Annotated in this window: 16 protein-coding genes; 12 read left to right on the top strand and 4 right to left on the bottom strand. The window is 59.7% G+C overall.

The window, feature by feature from the left end; all coding sequences use genetic code 11:
* Window positions 1–24: 24 nt before the first annotated feature.
* The 5 genes from purL (at window position 25) to glnB (ending at window position 8,608) form a co-directional block, all read left to right on the top strand.
* The gene (gene purL, locus M2416_RS21770) at window positions 25–3,912 is read left to right on the top strand and encodes a phosphoribosylformylglycinamidine synthase (protein ID WP_076947784.1); all 3,888 of its coding nucleotides are present in this window, start codon (window positions 25–27) and stop codon (window positions 3,910–3,912) included.
* Window positions 3,913–4,573: 661 nt separating this feature from the next.
* Window positions 4,574–6,010 carry a sensor histidine kinase gene (locus M2416_RS21765; protein WP_259226675.1) on the top strand — a complete coding sequence of 479 codons (1,437 nt, stop codon included), beginning with the start codon at window positions 4,574–4,576 and terminating at the stop codon, window positions 6,008–6,010.
* 17 nt (window positions 6,011–6,027) lie between these two features.
* The gene (gene qseG, locus M2416_RS21760; RefSeq protein WP_259226735.1) at window positions 6,028–6,732 is read left to right on the top strand and encodes a two-component system QseEF-associated lipoprotein QseG; all 705 of its coding nucleotides are present in this window, start codon (window positions 6,028–6,030) and stop codon (window positions 6,730–6,732) included.
* Entirely contained in the window at window positions 6,719–8,056 is a 1,338-nt protein-coding gene (gene glrR / locus M2416_RS21755) for a two-component system response regulator GlrR (protein WP_041146741.1), read from the top strand. Before qseG ends, glrR begins: the two co-directional genes overlap by 14 nt.
* A gap of 213 nt (window positions 8,057–8,269) precedes the next feature.
* The gene (gene glnB, locus M2416_RS21750; RefSeq protein ID WP_041146740.1) at window positions 8,270–8,608 is read left to right on the top strand and encodes a nitrogen regulatory protein P-II; all 339 of its coding nucleotides are present in this window, start codon (window positions 8,270–8,272) and stop codon (window positions 8,606–8,608) included.
* Window positions 8,609–8,645: 37 nt separating this feature from the next.
* On the opposite strand, the gene hmpA is transcribed toward glnB, so the two are convergent.
* On the bottom strand, window positions 8,646–9,836 hold the full coding sequence (gene hmpA, locus M2416_RS21745) for an NO-inducible flavohemoprotein (RefSeq protein WP_259226671.1): 1,191 nt from the start codon (window positions 9,834–9,836) through the stop codon (window positions 8,646–8,648).
* 322 nt (window positions 9,837–10,158) lie between these two features.
* Between hmpA and glyA the strand changes: the two genes are divergently transcribed.
* Window positions 10,159–11,412 carry a serine hydroxymethyltransferase gene (gene glyA, locus M2416_RS21740; protein WP_076947790.1) on the top strand — a complete coding sequence of 418 codons (1,254 nt, stop codon included), beginning with the start codon at window positions 10,159–10,161 and terminating at the stop codon, window positions 11,410–11,412.
* A gap of 66 nt (window positions 11,413–11,478) precedes the next feature.
* On the opposite strand, the gene M2416_RS21735 is transcribed toward glyA, so the two are convergent.
* A complete protein-coding gene (locus M2416_RS21735) occupies window positions 11,479–11,946 on the bottom strand; it encodes a DoxX family protein (protein WP_071844961.1) in 468 nt (155 codons plus the stop codon).
* Window positions 11,947–11,978: 32 nt separating this feature from the next.
* Window positions 11,979–13,172: an ROK family transcriptional regulator gene (locus tag M2416_RS21730; protein WP_259226665.1), complete on the bottom strand. Its 1,194-nt coding sequence runs from the start codon at window positions 13,170–13,172 to the stop codon at window positions 11,979–11,981.
* A 113-nt stretch (window positions 13,173–13,285) separates the two neighbouring features.
* Between M2416_RS21730 and M2416_RS21725 the strand changes: the two genes are divergently transcribed.
* The 4 genes from M2416_RS21725 (at window position 13,286) to M2416_RS21710 (ending at window position 20,114) form a co-directional block, all read left to right on the top strand.
* Window positions 13,286–16,561 carry a DUF5107 domain-containing protein gene (locus tag M2416_RS21725; protein ID WP_259226664.1) on the top strand — a complete coding sequence of 1,092 codons (3,276 nt, stop codon included), beginning with the start codon at window positions 13,286–13,288 and terminating at the stop codon, window positions 16,559–16,561.
* Between the two features lie 68 nt (window positions 16,562–16,629).
* On the top strand, window positions 16,630–18,066 hold the full coding sequence (locus M2416_RS21720; protein WP_141335129.1) for a sugar porter family MFS transporter: 1,437 nt from the start codon (window positions 16,630–16,632) through the stop codon (window positions 18,064–18,066).
* Window positions 18,066–18,893 carry an aldose 1-epimerase gene (locus tag M2416_RS21715; RefSeq protein ID WP_259226660.1) on the top strand — a complete coding sequence of 276 codons (828 nt, stop codon included), beginning with the start codon at window positions 18,066–18,068 and terminating at the stop codon, window positions 18,891–18,893. Before M2416_RS21720 ends, M2416_RS21715 begins: the two co-directional genes overlap by 1 nt.
* An 87-nt stretch (window positions 18,894–18,980) precedes the next feature.
* Window positions 18,981–20,114 (top strand): 3-phenylpropionate MFS transporter, encoded by a 1,134-nt coding sequence (locus M2416_RS21710; RefSeq protein WP_259226659.1) that lies wholly within the window; start codon window positions 18,981–18,983, stop codon window positions 20,112–20,114.
* Here the strand turns inward: M2416_RS21710 and csiE are convergent.
* Complete coding sequence (csiE, locus tag M2416_RS21705) at window positions 20,111–21,388, bottom strand: stationary phase inducible protein CsiE (RefSeq protein WP_259226658.1); 1,278 nt, start codon at window positions 21,386–21,388, stop codon at window positions 20,111–20,113. The two genes, M2416_RS21710 and csiE, sit on opposite strands and share 4 nt — an antisense overlap.
* Before the next feature lie 124 nt (window positions 21,389–21,512).
* Between csiE and M2416_RS21700 the strand changes: the two genes are divergently transcribed.
* Together M2416_RS21700 and M2416_RS21695 are read left to right on the top strand one after the other, a co-directional pair.
* Window positions 21,513–22,151 carry a DUF1007 family protein gene (locus M2416_RS21700; protein ID WP_115192117.1) on the top strand — a complete coding sequence of 213 codons (639 nt, stop codon included), beginning with the start codon at window positions 21,513–21,515 and terminating at the stop codon, window positions 22,149–22,151.
* Window positions 22,142–23,122, top strand: coding sequence for a nickel/cobalt transporter (locus M2416_RS21695; protein ID WP_259226656.1), 981 nt, complete (start codon window positions 22,142–22,144; stop codon window positions 23,120–23,122). Before M2416_RS21700 ends, M2416_RS21695 begins: the two co-directional genes overlap by 10 nt.
* Window positions 23,123–23,157 lie beyond the last annotated feature (35 nt).

The following is a 23,157-nucleotide window of genomic DNA, read 5'->3' as shown; positions in this document are numbered from 1 at the left end:
GAAAGCTTCGAAGACGAGAGACTTATGATGGAAATTTTGCGTGGTTCACCTGCACTGTCGGCATTTCGTATCAATAAACTGCTGGCACGTTTCCAGGCGGCCAACATCCCGGTAAGCACAATATATGCAGAGTATGTTCATTTTGCCGACCTGAACGCCCCGCTCGGCGGAGAGGATCGCGAGAGGCTGGCACGACTGCTCAAGTATGGCCCAAGCTTAAGTAGCCATACCCCAACCGGTAAATTACTGCTCGTCACCCCCCGCCCTGGCACCATCTCCCCCTGGTCTTCTAAAGCTACCGATATCGCCCATAACTGCGGCCTGGCACAGGTTGTGCGCCTTGAGCGCGGCGTAGCGTACTACGTTGAAGCCGGCACGCTGAGCGCAGAGCAGTGGGCCGTTGTTGCAGATGAGCTGCACGACCGAATGATGGAAAGCGTATTCGACGCGCTGGAAGAGGGCGCGAAGCTGTTCGCTCAGCATCAGCCTAAGCCGGTCACCAGCGTCGATCTGCTGGGCCAGGGCCGTCAGGCGCTAATTGACGCTAACCTCCGTCTGGGGTTAGCGCTGGCGGACGATGAAATCGACTACCTGCAGGATGCTTTCAAAACGCTGGGTCGTAACCCGAACGATATCGAACTGTATATGTTCGCGCAGGCCAACTCCGAGCACTGCCGCCACAAGATTTTTAACGCCGATTGGGTCATCGACGGCGAACAGCAGCCGAAGTCGCTGTTTAAGATGATCAAAAATACCTTTGAGAAGACCCCGGACTACGTTCTGTCGGCTTACAAAGACAACGCCGCGGTCATGGAAGGTTCTGAGGTCGGGCGCTTCTTCGCCAGCCATCAGGACGGGATTTATGACTACCATCAGGAAGCGGCGCATATCCTGATGAAGGTAGAAACGCACAATCACCCGACGGCGATTTCTCCGTGGCCGGGCGCAGCGACCGGTTCCGGCGGTGAAATCCGCGATGAAGGCGCGACCGGACGCGGTGCGAAACCCAAAGCGGGCCTGGTCGGGTTCTCGGTCTCTAACCTGCGCATCCCGGGCTTTGAACAGCCGTGGGAAGAAGACTTTGGCAAACCGGACCGCATCGTGACCGCGCTGGATATCATGACCGACGGTCCGCTGGGCGGCGCGGCGTTTAACAACGAATTTGGTCGTCCGGCGCTGAACGGCTACTTCCGCACCTATGAAGAAAAGGTGACCAGCCACAACGGTGAAGAGCTGCGCGGCTACCACAAGCCGATCATGCTGGCTGGCGGCATCGGCAACATCCGCGCCGATCATGTCCAGAAAGGCGAAATTATCGTTGGGGCGAAGCTTATCGTGCTCGGCGGCCCGGCGATGAACATTGGCCTCGGCGGCGGTGCGGCCTCGTCTATGGCATCCGGTCAGTCTGATGCGGACCTCGATTTCGCCTCCGTCCAGCGCGACAACCCGGAAATGGAACGTCGCTGCCAGGAGGTCATTGACCGCTGCTGGCAGCTGGGCGACGCCAACCCGATTCTGTTTATCCACGACGTCGGCGCGGGCGGCCTTTCGAACGCCATGCCGGAGCTGGTGAGCGACGGCGGCCGCGGCGGTAAATTCCAGCTGCGCGATATCCTCAGCGACGAGCCGGGCATGAGCCCGCTGGAAATCTGGTGTAACGAATCCCAGGAGCGCTACGTATTAGCAGTGGCGCCGGACCAGCTGCCGCTGTTTGACGAGCTGTGCCGCCGCGAGCGCGCGCCTTACGCCGTGATTGGCGACGCTACCGAAGAGCTGCATCTGAATATGAGCGACAGCCATTTCAACGACCAGCCGATCGATCTGCCGCTGGACGTGCTGTTGGGCAAAACGCCGAAAATGACCCGAGACGTGCAGACCCTGAAGGCCAAAGGCGAAGCGCTGAATCGCCAGGGAATGACCGTTGCCGACGCGGTAAATCGCGTTCTGCACCTGCCGGCGGTGGCGGAGAAAACCTTCCTCGTCACCATCGGCGACCGCACCGTTACCGGCATGGTGGCGCGCGATCAGATGGTTGGCCCGTGGCAGATCCCGGTGGCGAACTGCGCGGTTACCACCGCCAGCCTCGATAGCTACTACGGCGAAGCGATGGCCCTTGGCGAACGTTCGCCGGTGGCATTACTCGATTTCGCCGCCTCCGCCCGCCTGGCGGTCGGGGAAGCGCTGACCAACGTGGCGGCAACGCAAATTGGTGCGCTGAATCGCGTGAAACTTTCGGCAAACTGGATGGCAGCGGCCGGACACCCGGGCGAAGATGCCGGTCTGTACGAAGCGGTGAAAGCGGTTGGCGAAGAGCTGTGTCCGGCTCTGGGCCTGACTATCCCGGTCGGCAAAGATTCTATGTCGATGAAAACCCGCTGGCAGGAAGGCAGCGAGCAGCGCGAGATGACCTCTCCGCTGTCGCTGGTGATCACCGCCTTTGCCCGCGTGGAAGACGTGCGTCGCACCGTGACGCCGCAGCTCTTGACCGAAGACAACGCCCTGCTGCTGATTGATTTAGGCAACGGCCACAACGCGCTGGGCGCGACCGCGCTGGCGCAGGTTTATCGCCAGCTGGGCGATACCCCGGCGGACGTTCGCGACGTCGCGCAGCTGAAAGGCTTCTGGGACGCAATGCAGGCGCTGGTAGCTGAACGCAAGCTGCTGGCATACCACGACCGTTCCGACGGCGGCCTGCTGGTGACGCTGGCCGAAATGGCCTTCACCGGCCACTGCGGCGTGGATGTGGATATCGCTGCCCTGGGTGACGATAGCCTGGCGGCGCTGTTCAACGAAGAGCTCGGGGCGGTTATTCAGGTTCGCGCCGCGGATCGCGAGGCGGTTGAAGCGCTGCTGGCCTCCCACGGTCTGGCGGAGTGCACCCACTACCTGGGTCAGGCAACGGCGAGCGATCGCTTCGTCATCACCGCCAACGGTAGCCCGGTATTCAGCGAAAGCCGCTCTACGCTGCGTATGTGGTGGGCAGAAACCACCTGGCAGATGCAGCGTCTGCGCGATAACCCCGAGTGTGCCGATAGCGAGCACGCCGCGAAAAGCAACGATAGCGATCCTGGCCTCAACGTTAAGCTCTCTTTCGATATCAACGAAGATATTGCCGCGCCGTACATTGCGACCGGCGCGCGTCCGAAGGTGGCGGTATTGCGCGAGCAGGGCGTTAACTCGCACGTTGAGATGGCCGCGGCCTTCCATCGCGCGGGCTTTGATGCCGTTGACGTGCACATGAGCGACCTGCTTGCGGGCCGTACCGGCCTTGCCGACTTCCAGGCGCTGGTGGCCTGCGGCGGCTTCTCTTACGGCGACGTGCTGGGCGCGGGCGAAGGCTGGGCGAAATCGATTCTGTTCAACGACCGCGTGCGCGATGAGTTTGCGACCTTCTTCCATCGTCCGCAGACCCTGGCGCTGGGCGTGTGTAACGGCTGTCAGATGATGTCCAACCTGCGGGAGCTGATCCCGGGAAGCGACCTGTGGCCGCGCTTCGTACGTAACTACTCTGACCGCTTTGAGGCGCGCTTCAGCCTGGTTGAAGTGACGCAAAGCCCGTCTCTGCTGCTGCAGGGGATGGTCGGCTCAATGATGCCTATCGCCGTGTCTCACGGTGAAGGGCAGGTGGAGGTTCGCGACGGCGCACATCTGGCGCAGCTTGAGAGCAAAGGCCTGGTCGCGCTGCGTTTCGTCGATAACTTCGGTAAAGTGACCGAAAGCTACCCGGCGAACCCGAACGGCTCGCCGAACGGGATTACCGCCGTTACCAGCGAAAGCGGTCGCGCCACCATTATGATGCCGCACCCTGAGCGCGTCTTCCGCAGCGTGGCCAACTCCTGGCACCCGGAAAACTGGGGCGAAGACAGCCCGTGGATGCGTATTTTCCGCAACGCGCGTAAGCAGCTGGGCTAAACCGAACCCTGGCTGATGCTCTAAAAGGCCTCCCGCGAAAGCGGGGGGCCTTTTTGTTTGTGATGGCTATCGCTGCAGGGTGTCGGGATTTACCGACAAACGCCGGGGAGAGGTGTCTCTAAAAGGAGACATTTAACCTTTTGATTTTAAACAGGGTTGCTAAGTCAGGGTTTAAGTGTCGCTAAATGGCGACAGCATGGCTAAAAAACAGACATCGCCGTCAGGGGTGTAAAATATAGAAAACCATTTATATTTCATTGTGTTAATAAAATGTTTTGTAATGTGGCATAGAACGTGCATAATAATAAGCAGTGGCTCATTCACCTTCTTATGTCAGCCCCTTCGGGACGCGCTACATAAACTTCGAATGACGCACAACAAGGTGCCTGCCGTCCAACTCCTGATAATAGCTCTGCTTTATCAGCCATCGGGCGAAACGTCGAGTTAGGCACCGCCTTATTTCTTAATAAAGCCAGGCAAATGCCTGGCTTTATTATGTCCGCCGTATGGCAAGCCGTCGGCGCGCGGGGATGTTGACCCGCGCCGTTGACGGGAAATGCCCCGGCCCGTCCCCTTCCTGCGACAGAACTGCGGATTGCGCCTGTTACTCTGCGGCGTCCTCGGTTAGCATCGTCTTAAGCGAATGTTTGAGGCTATATACTTGAAGCGACTCTCCCTTTTCCCCCGATCGTTGCGCCAGCTGGTGACGCTCTCCTTTGTGCTGATCCTGCTACCGCTGCTGGTTCTGGCCTGGCAGGCGTGGCAGAGCCTGAACGCTCTCAGCGCCCAGGCCGCGCACATCAACCGCACCACCCTGGTTGACGCCCGGCGCAGCGAGGCGATGGTTAACGCTTCGCTGGAAATGGAGCGCAGCTACCGCCAGTACTGCGTGCTGGACGATCCGACGCTGGCGAAGGTTTATCAAAATCAGCGCCAGCGCTACAGCGAAATGCTGGACGCCCACGCCGGCGTGCTGCCGGATGAGAAAATTTGGCAGGCCCTGAGCCAGGATTTGAGCGACCTGGCGCAGCTGAGGTGCAAAAACAGCAGCCCCGACGCGAAGTCGGCCGAGAGCCTGGAAGCCTTCGCCACGGCCAACAGCGTCATGGTGCAGGCCACCCGAACGGTCGTCTATTCGCGCGGGCAGCAGCTGCAGCAGGAGATCGCCGAACGCGGGCAGTTCTTCGGCTGGCAGGCGCTGGTGCTGTTCCTGCTGAGCCTGGCGCTGGTGCTGCTGTTTACCCGGATGATCATCGGCCCGGTAAAGGGGATTGAGAAGATGATTAACCGGCTGGGAGAAGGGAAGTCGCTGGATAACGCGGCGCTGTTCACCGGGCCGCGCGAGCTGCGCTCGGTCGGCGAACGCATTATCTGGCTGAGCGAGCGCCTGGCCTGGCTGGAGTCGCAGCGGCATCAGTTTTTGCGCCATCTCTCCCATGAGCTGAAAACGCCCTTAGCCAGCATGCGCGAAGGTACGGAGCTGCTTGCCGACCGCGTTGCCGGGCCTTTGACCGCCGAGCAGCAGGAGATTGTCGAGATCCTCGACGCCAGCAGCCGCAACCTGCAAAAGCTGATTGAACAGCTGCTTGATTACAACCGTAAACAGGCCGATGGCCCGGTGGCGCGCGAAACGGTTAACCTCGCAGAGCTGGTCGAAAGCGTGGTCTCTGCCCACAGCCTGCCGGCAAGAGCTAAACTGATGCGCACGGAACTCTGCCTGGAGGCCCGGTTCTGCCAGGCGGAGCCGGCTTTGCTGGCGAGCGTGCTGGATAATCTCTACTCCAATGCGGTGCACTATGGTGCTGAATCCGGTAACATTCACATTCATAGCTACCGGCACGGCGAGCAGGTGCGCATCGACGTAAGCAACAGCGGCGAGCCGATACCGCCAGTGGAAAGAAAAATGATATTTGAGCCCTTTTATCAGGGAAGTCACCAGCGTAAAGGGGCGGTAAAAGGCAGCGGCCTCGGGCTAAGCATTGCGCGGGACTGCGTTCGACAAATGCAGGGCGAGCTAAGCCTGGTCGACGATCTACCCGGGCTTATCTGTTTTCGCATCACGCTACCCGCCGCCGAGCCGGGAAAAATCAACACATGAATCAACAATGGGTGACTATGTCCCACTTTTTCGCATGGGTTCGTCCCGTCAGGGTCTGGCTGCTGACCGGCATTTCCTGCCTGGCGCTGGCCGGATGTTCCACGGCTTTATCACCGCACACGGCAGGCGACAAAGCGCAGCCCGAGCTGCCGCAGCATCAGGTGGCGGATTTCCTTTCGGTTGAGTGCGCGGATATCTGGTCCCTGAACGGGGATATCAGCGACAAAAATCCGCTCTACTGGCTGCGCGGAATTGACTGCGCCGATCGCCTTTCTCCGGCGCAGGCGCGGGCGGAAGCTCGGCTGCACGATGACGACCGCTGGCAGGATGCGTTTAAGCGCGGCATTTTGCTGGCGGACGCCAAAATTACCCCCGACGAGCGGCGCGAGCTGGTTTCTCGCCTGGACACCTTCAGCTCGCAAATCGCCGTGCAGGTGCGCCCGCTTTACCAGCTCTGGCGCGACGGCCAGAGCCGACAGCTGCAGCTGGTAGACGAACGCTCCCGCTACGCGAAGCTACAGCAGACCAGCGATGCCGAGCTCGACGCGCTGCGCCAGCAGGAGCAGCAGCTGCGCGGCGAGCTGGAGCTCACCACGCGTAAGCTGGAAAATCTTACCGATATCGAACGTCAGCTCTCCACCCGCAAGCCGGGCGGAAATTTTAATTCTGACGTCGGGCACGGCGGCGATAAAATCCCGGAGGCCACGCATGACGAGCCGTAAACCCGCGCGCCTGCTGCTGGTGGACGATGACCCAGGGCTGCTGAAGCTGCTGGGGATGCGTCTTGTCAGCGAAGGCTACAGCGTGACCACTGCCGAAAGCGGGCCCGAAGCGCTGCGCGTGCTGGGGCGCGATAAGGTCGACCTGGTGGTCAGCGATTTGCGCATGGATGAAATGGACGGCCTGCAGCTGTTTGCCGAAATCCAGAAGGTGCAGCCGGGAATGCCGGTGATCATTCTCACCGCCCACGGCTCGATTCCTGATGCGGTGGCGGCGACCCAGCAGGGCGTGTTCAGCTTCCTGACCAAGCCGGTAGACAAGGACGCGCTGTACAAAGCCATTGATGACGCGCTGGAGCACAGCGCGCCGACGACGGATGAGCGCTGGCGTCAGGCGATTGTGACCCGTAGCCCGCTGATGCAGCGCCTGCTGGAGCAGGCGGGCATGGTGGCGCAGTCGGACGTCAGCGTGCTGATTAACGGCCAGAGCGGCACCGGCAAAGAGATCGTCGCCCAGGCGATCCATAACGCCAGCCCGCGCCACGCCAAGCCCTTTGTCGCCATTAACTGCGGCGCCCTGCCGGAGCAGCTGCTGGAGTCGGAGCTGTTTGGCCACGCCCGCGGCGCCTTTACCGGCGCGGTCAGCAATCGGGAAGGGCTGTTTCAGGCCGCCGAAGGGGGCACGCTGTTTCTTGATGAGATCGGCGATATGCCGGTGGCTCTGCAGGTCAAACTGCTGCGCGTTCTGCAGGAGCGCAAGGTTCGCCCGCTGGGCAGCAACCGCGACATCGACATCGACGTGCGCATCGTCTCCGCCACCCACCGCGACCTGCCCAAGGCGATGGCGCGCGGCGAGTTCCGCGAAGATCTGTTTTATCGCCTGAACGTGGTGAACCTCAAGATCCCGCCTCTCGCCGATCGCACCGAGGATATTCCGCTTCTTGCCAACCATCTGCTGCGCCAGTCGGCCGACCGGCATAAGCCGTTTGTTCGCGCCTTCTCGACCGACGCGATGAAGCGGCTGATGGCCGCCAAATGGCCGGGCAACGTGCGCCAGCTGGTGAACGTGATTGAGCAGTGCGTGGCGCTGACCTCCTCGCCGGTGATCAGCGATGCGCTGGTGGAGCAGGCGCTGGAAGGCGAAAATACCGCGCTGCCGACCTTCGTTGAGGCGCGTAATCAGTTTGAGCTGAACTACCTGCGCAAGCTGCTGCAAATTACCAAAGGTAACGTGACGCACGCGGCCAGAATGGCCGGGCGCAACCGCACCGAATTTTACAAACTGCTGTCGCGCCACGAGCTCGACGCCAACGACTTTAAAGAGTAGCTCCGCGCCATAGCGCAAGTTATGATACGGTAAGCAACCGGTTACGCGACTAAGAGCCTATCCCAGTAGGCGTTATTGTCGCACGCAGTTTGAACACGGACAGCGCGGAAAAACCGGAGCGTACACGTAGTACGTGAGGATTTTGAGCACTGCCCAGGTTCAAAATGGCAAGTAAAATAGCCTTAGTGGGATAGACTCTAAGACAGGAAAATCATGAAAAAGATTGATGCGATTATTAAACCTTTCAAGCTCGATGACGTGCGTGAAGCGCTGGCGGAAGTCGGCATCACCGGGATGACGGTAACGGAAGTGAAGGGCTTTGGCCGTCAGAAGGGCCATACCGAGCTGTACCGCGGTGCGGAGTACATGGTGGATTTTCTGCCAAAAGTGAAAATCGAAATCGTGGTCACGGATGATATCGTCGATACCTGCGTCGATACCATTATCCGCACGGCGCAGACCGGTAAAATCGGCGATGGTAAAATCTTTGTCTTTGACGTGGCGCGCGTGATCCGTATCCGTACCGGCGAAGAAGACGACGAAGCGATTTAAGTTTTAACCCTCTCCCCGGCGGGGAGAGGGGCATCAGTTACAGTACTTTGTGCGGGCCGAAGCATTCGTAATGAATGCGCTCGCTATTGACCCCAAGCGCCACCAGCTGCTTTGCCGCATGCTGCATAAAGGCCACCGGGCCGCAGAGATAGAACTGTATCTGCGGGTCGCGCAGGCTCTCTGCCTGAGCGGTCAAATCCATCAAACCTTCGCTATTAAAACGCGCCGCCTGACGGTCCTCTTCGCCTGGGCTGCGATACCAGACGTGAGACGCAAACTTAGGCAGGGCCGCGCCCAGCGCGCTGACCTCATCGGCAAAGGCGTGAACCTCGCCGTTTTCCGCCGCGTGGAACCAGTTTACCTGCGCCGGATGCCGCGATTTTGCCAGCGAATCCAGCATTGCCAGCATTGGCGTCTGGCCGACGCCGCCGGAGAGCAGCGTTACCGGGGTTTCGGCGTCAACGTTCAGGAAGAAGTCGCCCGCCGGCGCCGCGAGGTGGACAACGTCCCCTTCGCTTGACGCATTGTGCAGCCAGTTCGAAACCTGGCCGCCGCTCTCGCGCTTCACGGCAATGCGATAGCCTTTACCATCCGCCTTACGCGTCAGGGAGTACTGGCGAATCTCCTGATATTCAAACCCTTCTGGCTTCAGCCAGACGGCCAGATACTGGCCCGGCTGATAGTCGGCAACCGGCTGGCCGTCCACCGGCTCCATCTCGAAGCTGGTGATCAGCGCGCTGCGCGGGGTTTTCTTCACAATGCGGAACGCGCGGGTGCCTTCCCAGCCGCCGGTCTTGCTGGCGCTATCCTGATAGATTTCGGCTTCGCGATTGATAAAGACGTTAGCCAGCACGCCGTAGGCTTTGCCCCACGCATCAAGGACTTCCTGGCCCGGGCTGAACATTTCATCCAGCGTCGCCAGCAGGTGGCCGCCGACGATATTGTACTGCTCCGGACGGATCTGGAAGCTGGTGTGCTTCTGCGCGATTTTCTCTACCGCCGGCAGCAGGGCCGCCAGGTTATCGATATTGCTCGCGTAGGCAGCAATAGCGTTAAACAGCGCTTCACGCTGATCGCCGTTGCGCTGGTTGCTCATATTGAAGATTTCTTTGAGTTCGGGATTATGAGCAAACATGCGATCGTAGAAGTGGGCGGTCAGCTTAGGACCCGTTTCGACCAGCAGGGGAATGGTGGCTTTGACCGTAGCGATGGTTTGAGCGTCGAGCATAGCAGCTTCCTTTAGTATTATCTTAATGATGCATTTTAAATGCATCTTATATAAATAACCCTGCAATGTAAATGGTTCTTTAACACTCTGCATTAAAACAGTTACAACGTGAAGAATTTACATCACAAACCTGAAAAGAAATCCGTTGATAATCGGAGAGGCGTTATTGCTCAAAGCCTTGTGTCATGCGCAGCCAATCGTTTGCGTAAAATCGTTTGTCAAGACCTGTTATCACCGAACGATTCAGTTATACTGTGGGCCGTCGCCCAAAAAGGCCCCCATTTAGAGCTGTAATTTATTGTTAGCTGAGCAGGAGATGCGGATGTTAAAGCGTGAAATGAACATTGCCGATTATGATGCCGAACTGTGGCAGGCTATGGAGCAGGAAAAAGTACGTCAGGAAGAGCACATCGAACTGATCGCCTCCGAGAACTACACCAGCCCGCGCGTGATGCAGGCTCAGGGTTCTCAGCTGACCAACAAATATGCCGAAGGCTACCCGGGCAAGCGCTACTACGGCGGCTGCGAATACGTTGATATCGTCGAGCAGCTGGCTATCGACCGCGCAAAAGAGCTGTTTGGCGCCGACTACGCCAACGTGCAGCCGCACTCCGGTTCTCAGGCTAACTTCGCGGTTTACACCGCTCTGCTGCAGCCGGGCGATACCGTTCTCGGTATGAACCTCGCGCAGGGCGGCCACCTGACTCACGGCTCCCCGGTTAACTTCTCCGGCAAGCTGTACAACATCATCCCTTACGGCATTGATGAGTCCGGTAAAATTGACTACGAAGACATGGCGAAGCAGGCGCAGACCCACAAGCCGAAGATGATCATCGGCGGCTTCTCTGCCTATTCCGGCGTCGTTGACTGGGCAAAAATGCGTGAAATCGCCGACAGCATCGGCGCTTACCTGTTCGTTGATATGGCCCACGTGGCCGGCCTGATCGCCGCTGACGTCTATCCGAACCCGGTTCCGCACGCTCACGTTGTGACCACCACCACCCATAAAACCCTGGCGGGTCCGCGCGGTGGCCTGATCCTGGCGAAAGGCGGTAGCGAAGAGCTGTACAAAAAGCTGAACTCTGCCGTATTCCCAAGCGCCCAGGGCGGCCCGCTGATGCACGTTATCGCTGCGAAAGCCGTGGCGCTGAAAGAAGCGATGGAGCCTGAATTCAAGGTCTACCAGCAGCAGGTCGCTAAGAATGCCAAAGCGATGGTGGAAGTGTTCCTGAACCGCGGCTACAAAGTGGTCTCCGGCGGTACTGAAAACCACCTGTTCCTGCTGGATCTGGTTGATAAGAACCTGACCGGTAAAGAAGCTGACGCCGCCCTGGGCCGCGCCAACATCACCGTGAATAAAAACAGCGTGCCGAACGATCCGAAGAGCCCGTTTGTAACTTCCGGTATCCGTATCGGTTCTCCGGCGGTGACTCGCCGCGGCTTCAAAGAAGCTGAAGTGAAAGATCTGGCCGGCTGGATGTGTGACATTCTGGACAATATCAATGACGAAGCGGTAACCGAGCGCGTTAAAGGTAAAGTTCTGGATATCTGCGCCCGCTTCCCGGTTTACGCATAACGCTTAGCTGTTGAAAGCGAATAAAAGGCCGCGAATGCGGCCTTTTTTACGTCCGTTGCCCGATGACTAACGGCGGTCGAGGGAGATGGCGCCCGGGCCGACTATCGCCAGCAGCAGGAAGGCGCCGGCAATGCTGACGTTTTTATAGAAGTTAATCATATTCGGCAGCACCGCATCGCCGGACATATCCCAGTAGTGGTGGCCAATAACCGCCGTGCCCAGCGTATAAAAAATAAAAATGACCGCCAGCGGACGCGTGAAGAAGCCGAGAATAATCAGGATCGCCGCCGGAACCTCCATCACGATAGCGATAATGGCCGCCAGCGTCGGCAGCGGCGCGCCGGATGACGCCATATACTGCACTGTGCCGCTAAAGCCCATCAGCTTGGGGTAGCCAAAGATGATAAACAGCAGCACGACGGCAATTCGTGCAATCAGCAGCAGTACGTGGCGCGAGGAACCAAAATCAAAATAGCGTAATGCGTTCATAACCAGCACCTTATGAAAGACGTGTTCTTTAAACGTAATACACAATTTTGCTCCCCGCCACGAATTGAGGCCGGTGCCTAAATTTTCTCCAGCGCTTCCTCCACGTACAGATAGCCAATGCCCAGCAGCTGCTGCGGGCGGGTGAGCCGACCGAAGCTAATTTGGGTAGCGTGCGCGCGCGGAGCGTCGCCGTGGTCAAAGGGGTTAAAACTGGTTTGTTTAACAATGGTGTTTAGCCACTGCTCGCCAAAAGCGCAGCTGCGGCCATAGAGCCATATCTGATTAATATTGAGCAGATTGAGGAAGTTATACAGGCTCAGGCCAATGGCGTTGGCGGAGCGTTCAACCCAGGCGCGGATATGCACGTCGCCCCGTTCCCAGGCCGCAATAAGCGACTCGGTGGTGAGTTTTTCGGGGGAGGGCTGCGCCTCCGGCTGGGTTTTTAGCCATACCCGAGCCTGCTTTTTCAACGCGCTGAGCGAGGCGATGGTTTCCAGACAGCCATAGCGCCCGCAGTCGCAGGCTGAGCCATCAGGATTGACGATCGTATGGCCAATCTGGCCGCTGCCGTAGAGGCTTCCGCGGTAGATCTGATCGTTAATAACAAACGATGAACCAATACCGTAATCTACGTTGATCACGCAAAAATCCTGCGGCGCTGCGCTGTTCTGCCATTTTTCGGCCAGCGCCAGCATGGCGCAGTCATTATCGACCCTGACCTGAACGCCGAGCTCCTCCTCAAGTAAGTATTTGAGTTCGACAGGCGTTTTCCAGCGCGCCTGCGGCATGGTTTGCGAAACGCCGGTTACCGGATCTACCTGCCCGTGAACACCCAGCGCGACGTTGATTTTATGCTGCGGATAGCGGCGGTGGACGCGGCGCCAGCAGTCGATAATCGCCGCCAGCAAAGCCTGAGGCGTCGGCGCATCGATACGAATATGCTGGTGCGCGTCGACGGCCAGCAGGCGAGCGTCGGCGAGCTGGTACTCAATGCTGGTGGGGGTGATGTTCATACACAGCGTCCAGGCGCCGTGCAGCGGGATCTGAAAGCTACCGCTATTGACGCCCCGATTGCTCATTTTTTCCGCGGAGTGGCTGATGAGGCCTTCGCTGAGCAGCTCGTCGAGTATGTTGCTCACCGCTGGAATGGAAAGCCCGCTGAGCTGAGCGAGCTGCGATTTGCTGAGCTGCTTTTCCCGCCACAAACAGGCCAGAAAGATTGATTTGTTGGCCTGCCTGACCCGAACGTTGTTGAACCCGGTTAGCTGCATACACTTAACTCCCTTAACTATATTGCGTGAGCATTGCGCATTTTAACCGCTATTCAAGATTATAAACTCGCCTTCATCAGGTTTTTACTTAATTACTTTTAGTGGAGAGCGCTATGCACGGTTCGGTTAAGGTCTGGCAGGAAACGATTACACTCCCGACGTGGACGACGGGAGCGGAGGATCCTAACCCGATGTTCCTCGAAAAGCGGGTCTATCAGGGTTCCTCCGGCAGCGTGTACCCCTATGGGGTGGTTGATACCTTAACCGGCGAGCGGGAGATGCGCGACTATCGGGCGGTGTGGATGGAGAATGATTTCATTCGCGTCATGCTGCTGCCGGAGCTCGGCGGCCGCATCCATCGCGCCTACGATAAAGTTAAGCAGCGTGATTTCGTCTACTACAACGAAGTGGTGAAACCGGCGCTGGTCGGCCTGCTCGGGCCGTGGATATCCGGCGGGATCGAGTTTAACTGGCCACAGCACCATCGTCCGACAACCTTTATGCCCGTCGATTTTACCATCCAGCAGGGGGAGGGCGGCGTGCAAACCGTATGGATGGGCGAAGCCGAGCCCATGCGCGGGCTGCAGGTCATGGCCGGTTTTACCCTTTACCCCGACCGGGCGCTGATTGAAATTACCGGCAAGGTCTTTAACGGCAACGCCACGCCGCGCCACTTCTTATGGTGGGCCAACCCGGCGGTGAAGGGCGGAGATGCCCACCAGAGCGTGTTCCCACCTGACGTTACCGCCGTGTTCGATCACGGCAAGCGCGACGTTTCTGCCTTCCCCATCGCCACCGGCACCTACTATAAAGTGGACTACAGCGCGGGCGTGGATATCTCCCGCTATAAGAATGTCCCGGTGCCGACCTCCTATATGGCAGAGAAATCAGCATATGATTTTGTCGGTGCCTACCATCACGATGAACGAGGCGGACTGCTGCACGTCGCCGATCACCATATCTCGCCGGGTAAAAAGCAGTGGAGCTGGGGTTATGGCGATTTCGGCCAGGCCTGGGATCGCAATCTGACCGACGCGAATGGCCCCTATATCGAGCTGATGACCGGCGTCTTTACCGATAACCAGCCGGATTTCACCTGGCTTGCGCCCTATGAAGAGAAAATTTTTGTCCAAAATTTCCTTCCGTATAGCGAGCTGGGAATGGTGCAAAATGCGAACACCCGCCTGGCGCTAAAGCTGGTTCGTGAAGATGAAAGGCAGCGGCTGGGAGTCTATGCGATTGCGCCGCTGGAAAATATCGTGCTGGAGCTGAGCGCGGATAATCAGCCGCTCTATGAAACCCAGCTAACCCTGCAGCCGGGGGAAAGCTGGCAGCACGCGCTACCGGAAAACGGCGCTTCGCGCTTGACCCTGCGGGCGAAAAGCGCCGAGGGCGAGCCGCTGCTGCATTATCAGGAACATCTCGCCCAGCAGACCCCGTTACCGGAGCCGGCAACCGCGCCGGCGCTGCCGGACGACATCGACAACGGCGATGAACTCTATTTCATTGGCCAGCATCTTGAGCAGTATAACCACGCCAGCCGCTACGCCGGAGACTACTACCGTCGGGCTATTGCGATTGATCCCGAGGATTACCGAAATAACGTCGCCCTTGGCACCCTGGCGCTCAACGGCGCCGACTGGCCGGTGGCGGAGCAGTGCGCCCGCGCCGCGCTGCGGCGCGCCCATAGGCTGAATAAAAATCCGCGCGACGGCGAGGCCAGTATGCTGCTCGCCAGCGCTCTGGAAAGGCAGGGGGATGAAGCCAGCGCCTGGGATAGCTATTACAAAGCCTCATGGAGCGGCAGCTGCCGCGATGCGGCCTACTGGTCGCTGGCCCGGCTGGCGATGAAGCGCGGCGAGGTTGCCGATGCGCTGGAAAAAGTCGACATCAGCCTGCAATTTAATGCCACCAACCACCTCGCGATGGGCCTGAAGGCGCTGGCGCTGGCGAAATTAGGGCGCGGCGATGAGGCGCAGGATTATATCGCCCGCTGCCTCGGGCGGTATCCGCTGAGCTATCCGCTGCACTGCGTGCGCTGGATGATTAGCCAGGATCATGAATCCCGGGAAAACCTGCTGCGCGTCACCGGCCGCAGAGGCGCCAACGCCAGCCTGCTGGCGGGATGGCTGCTCTCTATCGGACAGCCGTCGTCTGCACAGGCGCTGCTGGCGCTACTGGATTCTCAGGAGGCGCTGCCGATGCTGTGGCGCGCCGCGCTAAGTGACGACGCCGACGAGCGCCAGCAGTTCATCGCCTCGGCGCAGCACTGTCACGCCCTGCGGGTCCGCTTCCCCAACACGCTGGATGAAGTCTGGATGCTGCAGCGGCTGGAAGAGAGCGCGTTTGCCCGCTATCTGCTGGGCTGCTTCTGGTATAGCAAGCGCCGCTACGAGGATGCCGTAATCTGCTGGCGTGACGTGCTGGCAAAAGACCCTGACTACGCGCCGGCCCATCGCCTGCTTGGCGTCTATGCGTGGAATAAGCGGCAGGATCTTCCCCAGGCGCTGGCCAGCCTGCAGCGAGCGGTGGACATTGAACCGCAGAATGCGCGCTTTCGCTTCGAGCTCGACTATCTCAACAAGCTGACCGGCGCGCCGGTTGGCGATCGATTACGCGACCTGCAGGCGCATCGCGCCGTGGTGCTGAAGCGGGACGATCTCACCGCCGAGTTGCTCAGCCTGTGGAACAGCAGCGGGCGCTATGCCGAGGCCGCAGATATTCTCCGTACGCGAAAATTCCATCCCTGGGAGGGCGGGGAGGGCAAGGTGACGGGGCAATATCTGCTTAACCAACTGCACGTTGCCTTACAGGCGATTGAGGGCCGGGCGTACTCTGCGGCGACGCAGCGGCTGGAGGAGGCGCTGCGCTATCCCCTAAACCTCGGAGAGGGGAGGCTTCCGGGGCAGACGGATAACGATATCTGGTATTTGCTGGCCCACAGCGCCGCGCAGGCGGGAGAGACCCAGCGCGCCGCAGCCTGTTACCAACGCGCGAGCCTGGGAGGTGCGTCGCTGGATGCCGGTCGCTACTACAACGATCAGCCCGCCGATTATCTCTTCTGGCAGGGAATGGCGCTGCGCAAGAGCGGCGACGTGCAGCAGGCGGACCGCCATTTCCACAATTTCATCGACTGGGCCCGACGCCATCGTGACGACGTCCCGGATGCCGATTTCTTCGCCGTCTCGCTGCCTGACCTGGTGGTGCTCGACGTCCCGGCGGCGCAGCAGCACCGGCAGCACTGCCTGTTTATTGAGGCGCTGGGATACCTCGGGCTGGGGAATATGGCTGACTACCGGCAAGCGATTCAGCAGCTGCTGGTCATCAACCCCGCCCACGATAAGGCGCATCTGATCGACCATGCCCTGCAAAGCGGCATTTTTTCCTGAACCTCAACCGGCGGGCTCGCGCCCGCCAACCCTACTGTTCCCTGCGTTTCCCTGAAAGAGGAATCCTTATGAATAACGCGCAGACACATCTGAAAATGGGCTACGTCTGGACGATCTGTCTGGTTGCCGCCTGCGGTGGTTTACTGTTTGGCTATGACTGGGTGGTGATCGGCGGCGCGAAGCCGTTTTATGAAGCCTATTTTTCCATTACCGACCCGGCGCAGTCCGGCTGGGCGATGAGTTCAGCGCTGGTTGGCTGCGTTTTCGGGGCGCTGGCTTCCGGATGGTGCGCGGATAAGTTTGGCCGCAAAATTCCGCTCATCATCGCCGCGGCGCTGTTTACGCTCTCGGCCTGGGGCACGGCGCTCGCCGGCAGCTTCGATCTGTTCGTGGCGTGGCGTATCGTTGGTGGACTGGGTATCGGGCTGGCTTCTGCGCTAAGCCCGATGTATATCGCCGAGATAAGTCCCGCCGCGCAGCGCGGACGCTTTGTGGCGGTGAATCAGCTGACGATTGTTATTGGCGTTCTGGCGGCGCAGCTGGTTAACCTGGCGATCGCAAAGCCGGTGGCCACTAGCGCTACGCTGGCAGAGATCAGCGCCAGCTGGAACGGGCAGGTAGGCTGGCGCTGGATGTTTGGTTCCGGCGTCGTGCCCGCGCTGGCGTTCCTGATCCTGATGTTTTTCGTTCCCGAGTCGCCGCGCTGGCTGGTTCGCGTGGGGAAAAGCCAGCGGGCGCACCAGATGCTGATGCGCATCGGCAATCAGCGCTACGCCGATGAAACCATCAGGGATATCGAGCAAACCCTCAGCAAAGACACGCAAAAAGTCTCCTGGTCCGCGCTGTGGCAGCCCAAAGTTCGCCCGATCATTGTGATGGGTATGGTGCTGGCAATGTTCCAGCAGTGGTGCGGTATTAACGTTATTTTCAACTACGCGCAGGAGATTTTCGCCTCCGCCGGATTTGACATTAACAGCACGCTGAAGTCGATCGTGGCGACCGGGCTTATCAACCTGATCTTTACTATCGCCGCGCTTCCGCTGGTCGACAGGATTGGTCGCCGCAGGCTGATGCTGCTCGGCGCCGCCGGGCTGACCATCATCTATGCGCTGATTGCTGCGGCCTATGGTCTGGGGATCCTGGGATTACCGGTGCTGATTCTGGTGCTGGCGGCGATCGCTATTTACGCGCTGACGCTGGCGCCGGTGACCTGGGTACTGTTATCGGAAATTTTCCCTAACCGCGTGCGCGGGCTGGCGATGTCGCTGGGTACGCTGGCGCTGTGGGTGGCCTGCTTCCTGTTAACCTATACCTTCCCGCTGCTGAATGCCGGGTTGGGCGCGTCGGGCAGCTTCCTGCTGTATGGGGTGATATGCGCGGCGGGGTATCTGTACATTCTGCGCAACGTTCCGGAAACCAAAGGCGTTACGCTGGAGGCGCTGGAAGAGCAGCTGGCGCAGCGTCATGCCGGCAGGCAGGCGCTGAAACAGGAGCAGACGCGCTAATGGTGGACAGCTTTATTCTGGAAAACGCGCATCTACGGATGCGCGTCGATCCGCAGGGCGGTAAGGTGCAAAGCCTGTTCTCCCGCCGGCATCAAACCCCGGTGTTGCATGAAAATCCTGCCGGCGGCCTGTTTCCGATGGTGCCGCTGGCAAACCGGGTGGCCGGCAACCGCTTCTCCTTTCGGGGGCGCGAAATCATCCTGCCGAATCATCAGGCGGACGCGCGTTTTTTTCTCCACGGCGACGGTTGGCTCAGCGCGTGGGAGGTCATCGAATGCAGCGCAGAACGCTGCGTACTGCAGCTGCATAGCCGCCACGCCTGCGGATTCGACTATTGCGCGCAGATCCGCTACGAGCTGCGGCAGGGGGAACTTCTCGCCTCCCTGACCGTTACCCACTGCGGCGACGAGCCGATGCTTTACGGCGGCGGCTTTCACCCCTTTTTTGCCTTCGACAGGCTAAGCCGGATGCAGTTTTTAGCGAGCGGCCACTGGCCAGAGGGCGAGTTGCACTTGCCGCTTAGCTGGCGCGGTGAGCTGCCGGAGGGCGGCGATTTCACGCAGCCTGCCTGTGGAGAGGATCGCTGGCTGAACGTCTGCTATTCCGGCTGGAACGGCACGGCCGTCATTCAGCGAGAAGTGATGTCTGTCACAATTTCATCGCAAACACCGTGGCTTATGCTGTTCCGTATGTCGGGTGAACCGTTTGTCTGCCTTGAGCCGCAAAGTCATCCTGTAAACGCGCACAACGTGGACGGGCAGCCTGGTCTGGTGGTATTAGGCCCGGGGGATAGGGTTTCATGGTCGCTGAAAATCGCGGTTAAATAGGCCAGATTCAGCGGGTTATACCTAAATCCCCGGCTTGCGCCCGCCGGGGTTTGTCGCCAGACTGTCGCCTCCATTCGGGAGGAAATCATGGTCTTGCACTCCACGCGCTGGCTGGCGCTTAGTTACTTTACCTACTTCTTTAGCTACGGCATCTTTCTGCCGTTCTGGAGCGTCTGGCTGGCAGGCGCGGGGCTGACGCCGGAAACGATCGGTATGCTGCTCGGCGCCGGGCTGGTGGCGCGTTTTCTCGGCAGCCTGCTGATTGCGCCCCGGGTGAGCGATCCCTCCTGGCTTATTTCCGCCCTGCGGGTGCTGGCGCTGCTGGCCCTGCTGTTTGTCCTTGGCTTTTGGGCCGATAGCCGCGTCGCCTGGCTGATGGCGGTGATGGTCGGCTTCAATCTGTTCTTCTCTCCGCTGGTACCGCTGACCGATGCGCTGGCGAATACCTGGCAAAAGCAGATAACCATGGACTACGGGCGCGTGCGCCTGTGGGGATCGGTGGCGTTTGTGATCGGCTCCGCGCTGACCGGCAAGCTGGTCAGCCTGTTTGATTATCGGGCGATCCTGGTGCTGCTAAGCCTCGGCATCGCTTCCATGCTGCTGGGGATGCTGCTTAAACCCTCGGTGATGCCGCAGGGGGAAGTTCGCCACCAGCAGGCGGCCGGGCTCCCGGCATGGCTGAAGCTGGTGCGCCAAAGCTGGCGCTTTCTCGCCTGCGTCTGCCTGCTGCAGGGCGCCCATGCCGCCTACTATGGCTTCAGCGCGATTTACTGGCAGGAGGCGGGCTATTCCGCTTCGGCGATCGGCTATCTGTGGTCGCTGGGGGTGGTCGCGGAGGTGGTTATCTTTGCGCTGAGCAAAAAAGCCTTTAGCCGCTTCAGCGCGCGGGATCTGCTGCTGCTCTCCGCCGTTTGCGGGCTGGTTCGCTGGACGCTGATGGGCTGGACCACCGAGCTGCCGTGGCTCATTGTCGCGCAGATCCTGCACTGCGGCACCTTTACGGTATGTCACCTTGCGGCGATGCGCTATATTTCGGCGCGTCAGGGCGGGGAGGTGATTCGTCTGCAGGCGGTCTACTCCGCGGTGGCGATGGGGGGCAGCATTGCGGTAATGACGGTATTTGCCGACTTCCTCTACCAGCACCTGCACCAGGGCGTGTTCTGGGTGATGGCGCTGGTTGTCCTGCCGGCGCTGGTGCTGAGGCCGAAGGCGGTATCCTAGTCCTCGAGCATTTGACAAATATGCTGCCGCTGGTGATCGCTGAACATCTCCTCAGCGTGAAACAGCGGCGGTGAAAACAGCGGCAGCGCCGTAGCATAAGGGGTCACCACCAGCGCCACGCCCTTCGGCGCGCCTTCCTTTTGAAAGGCGTGAACGTTCTGATATTTGATATTGAGCGGCAGCAGGGTCAGCTCGCGCAGCTGCAGCTCAAGAGCCTGCTCAAGCTCGGGATTGTCGTGGGTCAGCAGCACCACCTGCTTCTCGTGCAGCTCGCTTTTCTGCATCAGCCATGCGCCAAAAATTACCGCAATCAGCCCCACTTCCTCCTGATTAAAGCGAACCCTGTAGGCGCTCTCAAACTCCTCCAGCGCCGTTTTGGTGGTGCGCATCAGGCGCGGATAGAGGCGGCTCATCTCCTCCGGCAGCGCATTATCGATACCGATCGCGAACACGCTGCGGTTCAGCGCCTGGGAGAGATGAATATAGAGCTGGTCGCTTAGCCCTTGATCGTCGCTAAACGGCCGGCCGGATAAATCCTGGAAACGGTGAATCAGGCCGGAGATAGCCAGGTGCAGGCGGCGGTCCTGCTGGTGGCCATCGCGGATAGGATCGGGCGTTTTGAGCAGCATGAACAGCAGGGTCAGAAACAGCTGCTCGCCCGCGTGCGGCGCGGTGGCGACCCGACGCTGCCAGTGGCGGATAATCTCAGCGGCAAGTATTGACTCCGCCGCCTCCTGGGTCCAGCGCTGCTGATCTTCGGTAAAGGTCGGCGTCTGCCCGAGATGATGCTCAAGCAGGCAGTACTGCAGATAGAGGCGCAGGAAGTGAATATCCCGACAGTCAAACTGGCGGTTAAGCGTCCGGGCGCAGCGGTTGACCAGCGCCTGCAGATTGGTGTCGTCATATAAGGTGCGCGCAACGCCCTGCAGTTTAAGCTGCGTTTTTAATGCCGGGGTAAAATGGTGGCTGATAAAATGCGGACACAGGCGCAGGGCCCGGCGTAAGCCGTGCAGCAGGCACAGGCGTTGATCGATTGCGGCGCCTTCAATCCGATAGCTGCCGTCCACCTGCGACGCGAGGGTCAGCCGGTGGTAACGCTGAATGTCACGTCCCGTCTCCGCGATATCCTGCCGGGCCGTCGCCTCATCAACAAGGTTGATTGCGCTAAGCCGCTCGGGGGTGACCGGCTGCCCGGGCAGATAAAACATCAGCAGGACCTGGTTACGGCGCTGTGGACTGGAAAGCGCAGATGGTGGTTCAATCACGGTCATCATCTGATAAGTTCCAGTTAGGGTTTTCGCTAAGAATAGCCAATGGATGAACAGAGAGCAGGGCAGGCTGGCGTCTTTACGTCAGGATTGCTGGAGAAGTTCACAGAATTTTTCACGTGAGGAACGGATGAAGAGAGTGAAACAATGCACCTGTGCGGCATTTTTCATGGTTTTATCATTTAGCGTGCTAGCGCATCCGCATAGCTTTATCAGCCTGCGAACGGAGGTGGTCGCCGATAACGGACAGCTCACCGGTTTCAAAATGCGCTGGACGATGGATGAGATTACCTCCTCAGACCTGCTTTACGATGCCGGCAGCGCGAAGCCGGGAGATGAAGTGTGGAAAAAGCTGGCGGCGGAGGTGATGGCGAACGTCCTTGGGCAGCACTACTTCAGCGAGCTTTGGCATAACGGCCAGCACGTGAAGTTTGATAATCGCCCCGACGGCTACGGTCTGGAGCGCGACGGACACCAGGCGGTGCTGACCTTTACTCTGCCGCTGGCTAAACCGCTGCCCCTCGCAGGACAAACCCTGACGCTTTCGACCTTCGACCCGACCTATTACGTCGATATGTTCTATGACAAGCCGGGCGACGTCACCCTGCCTGCGGCGCTGCGCGCGGGATGCAAGGTGACGGTGGTGACGCCAAAGCCGAATGATAAAATGACGGCTTTTGCGCAGTCGCTCGATAAAGCCGACGCGCCGCCGGAAGATATGGCGCTCGGAACCTATTTTGCTCAGAAGGTGACGCTGACATGTCAGTAGTATTCTCAACCCCTTCCCGGGCTTCCCGCCTGCGCCAGCTGTGGCCGCTGGCGCTGTTTTTAGCGCTGGCAGCGGGCGCCGGCGTCTGGCTCTGGCAGGCCTGGCCGGAGGTGATGCTGCAAAGCGCTATCTGGCAGCGGGCGCTCAATTTTGAGCTCAGCGGCCTGCTGAAAGCGGTGGCCGAAAATCCGCGCGCGGCGGGACTTTCGCTGCTGGCGTTTAGCTTTATCTACGGCGTCCTGCACGCCCTGGGGCCGGGGCACGGCAAGATTGTGATTACCACCTGGCTGGCGACGCATCCCGCGAAGCTACGCTCGAGTATTGCGCTGACGCTGGCCGCCTCGCTCCTGCAGGGCGCGGTGGCGATTGTGCTGGTGGTGGTGGTGCTAACCCTGCTGCAGCTGCCCGCAAGGCAGCTTCATCTCAGCAGCTTCTGGCTGGAGAAGGGGAGCTATCTGCTGGTCGGCGCGCTGGGCCTGCTGCTATGCTGGCGGGCGCTGAAAAAGCTGCGCGGGCAGCTGCGTCGGCCAACGTTTCGCGCCTTTACGCCCCATCACGTTCATCATGCGCACTGCGGCTGCGGGCATCAGCATATGCCGGCGCCGGAACAGCTGCAAAGCGGCGACGACTGGCGCGCGCGGCTGGCCATCGTTCTGTCGATGGGCATGCGTCCCTGTTCTGGGGCGATCATGGTCCTGCTGTTTAGTAAGGTAATTGGCGTCTTTGGCTGGGGAATGGCGGCGGCGCTGGCAATGGCGGCGGGAACCTCGCTGACCATTAGCGGGCTGGCGCTGCTGGTGCACGGCTTTCGTCAGCTGGCCGTTAGGCTTAGCGCGAATAAAACGCCGCCTCTTTGGCAGCAGATTGGCTGGTCGACTTTGGCGCTGTCCGGCGGCGTCGTTTTAGTGGCGGCGGCGGTGGTGATGTGGAGCAGTGCGGTGCCGGGCGGCGGCGGACTGCGGCCGTTTTGAGTGATACTCTCACCCCGGGCGGGCCGGGGTGAGGT

The organism is Klebsiella sp. BIGb0132 (assembly GCF_024810075.1).
Taxonomy (GTDB): domain Bacteria; phylum Pseudomonadota; class Gammaproteobacteria; order Enterobacterales; family Enterobacteriaceae; genus Klebsiella; species Klebsiella terrigena.
Note: the sequence above shows the minus strand (reverse complement) of the source record. Positions and strands in the feature narration are given on the sequence as shown.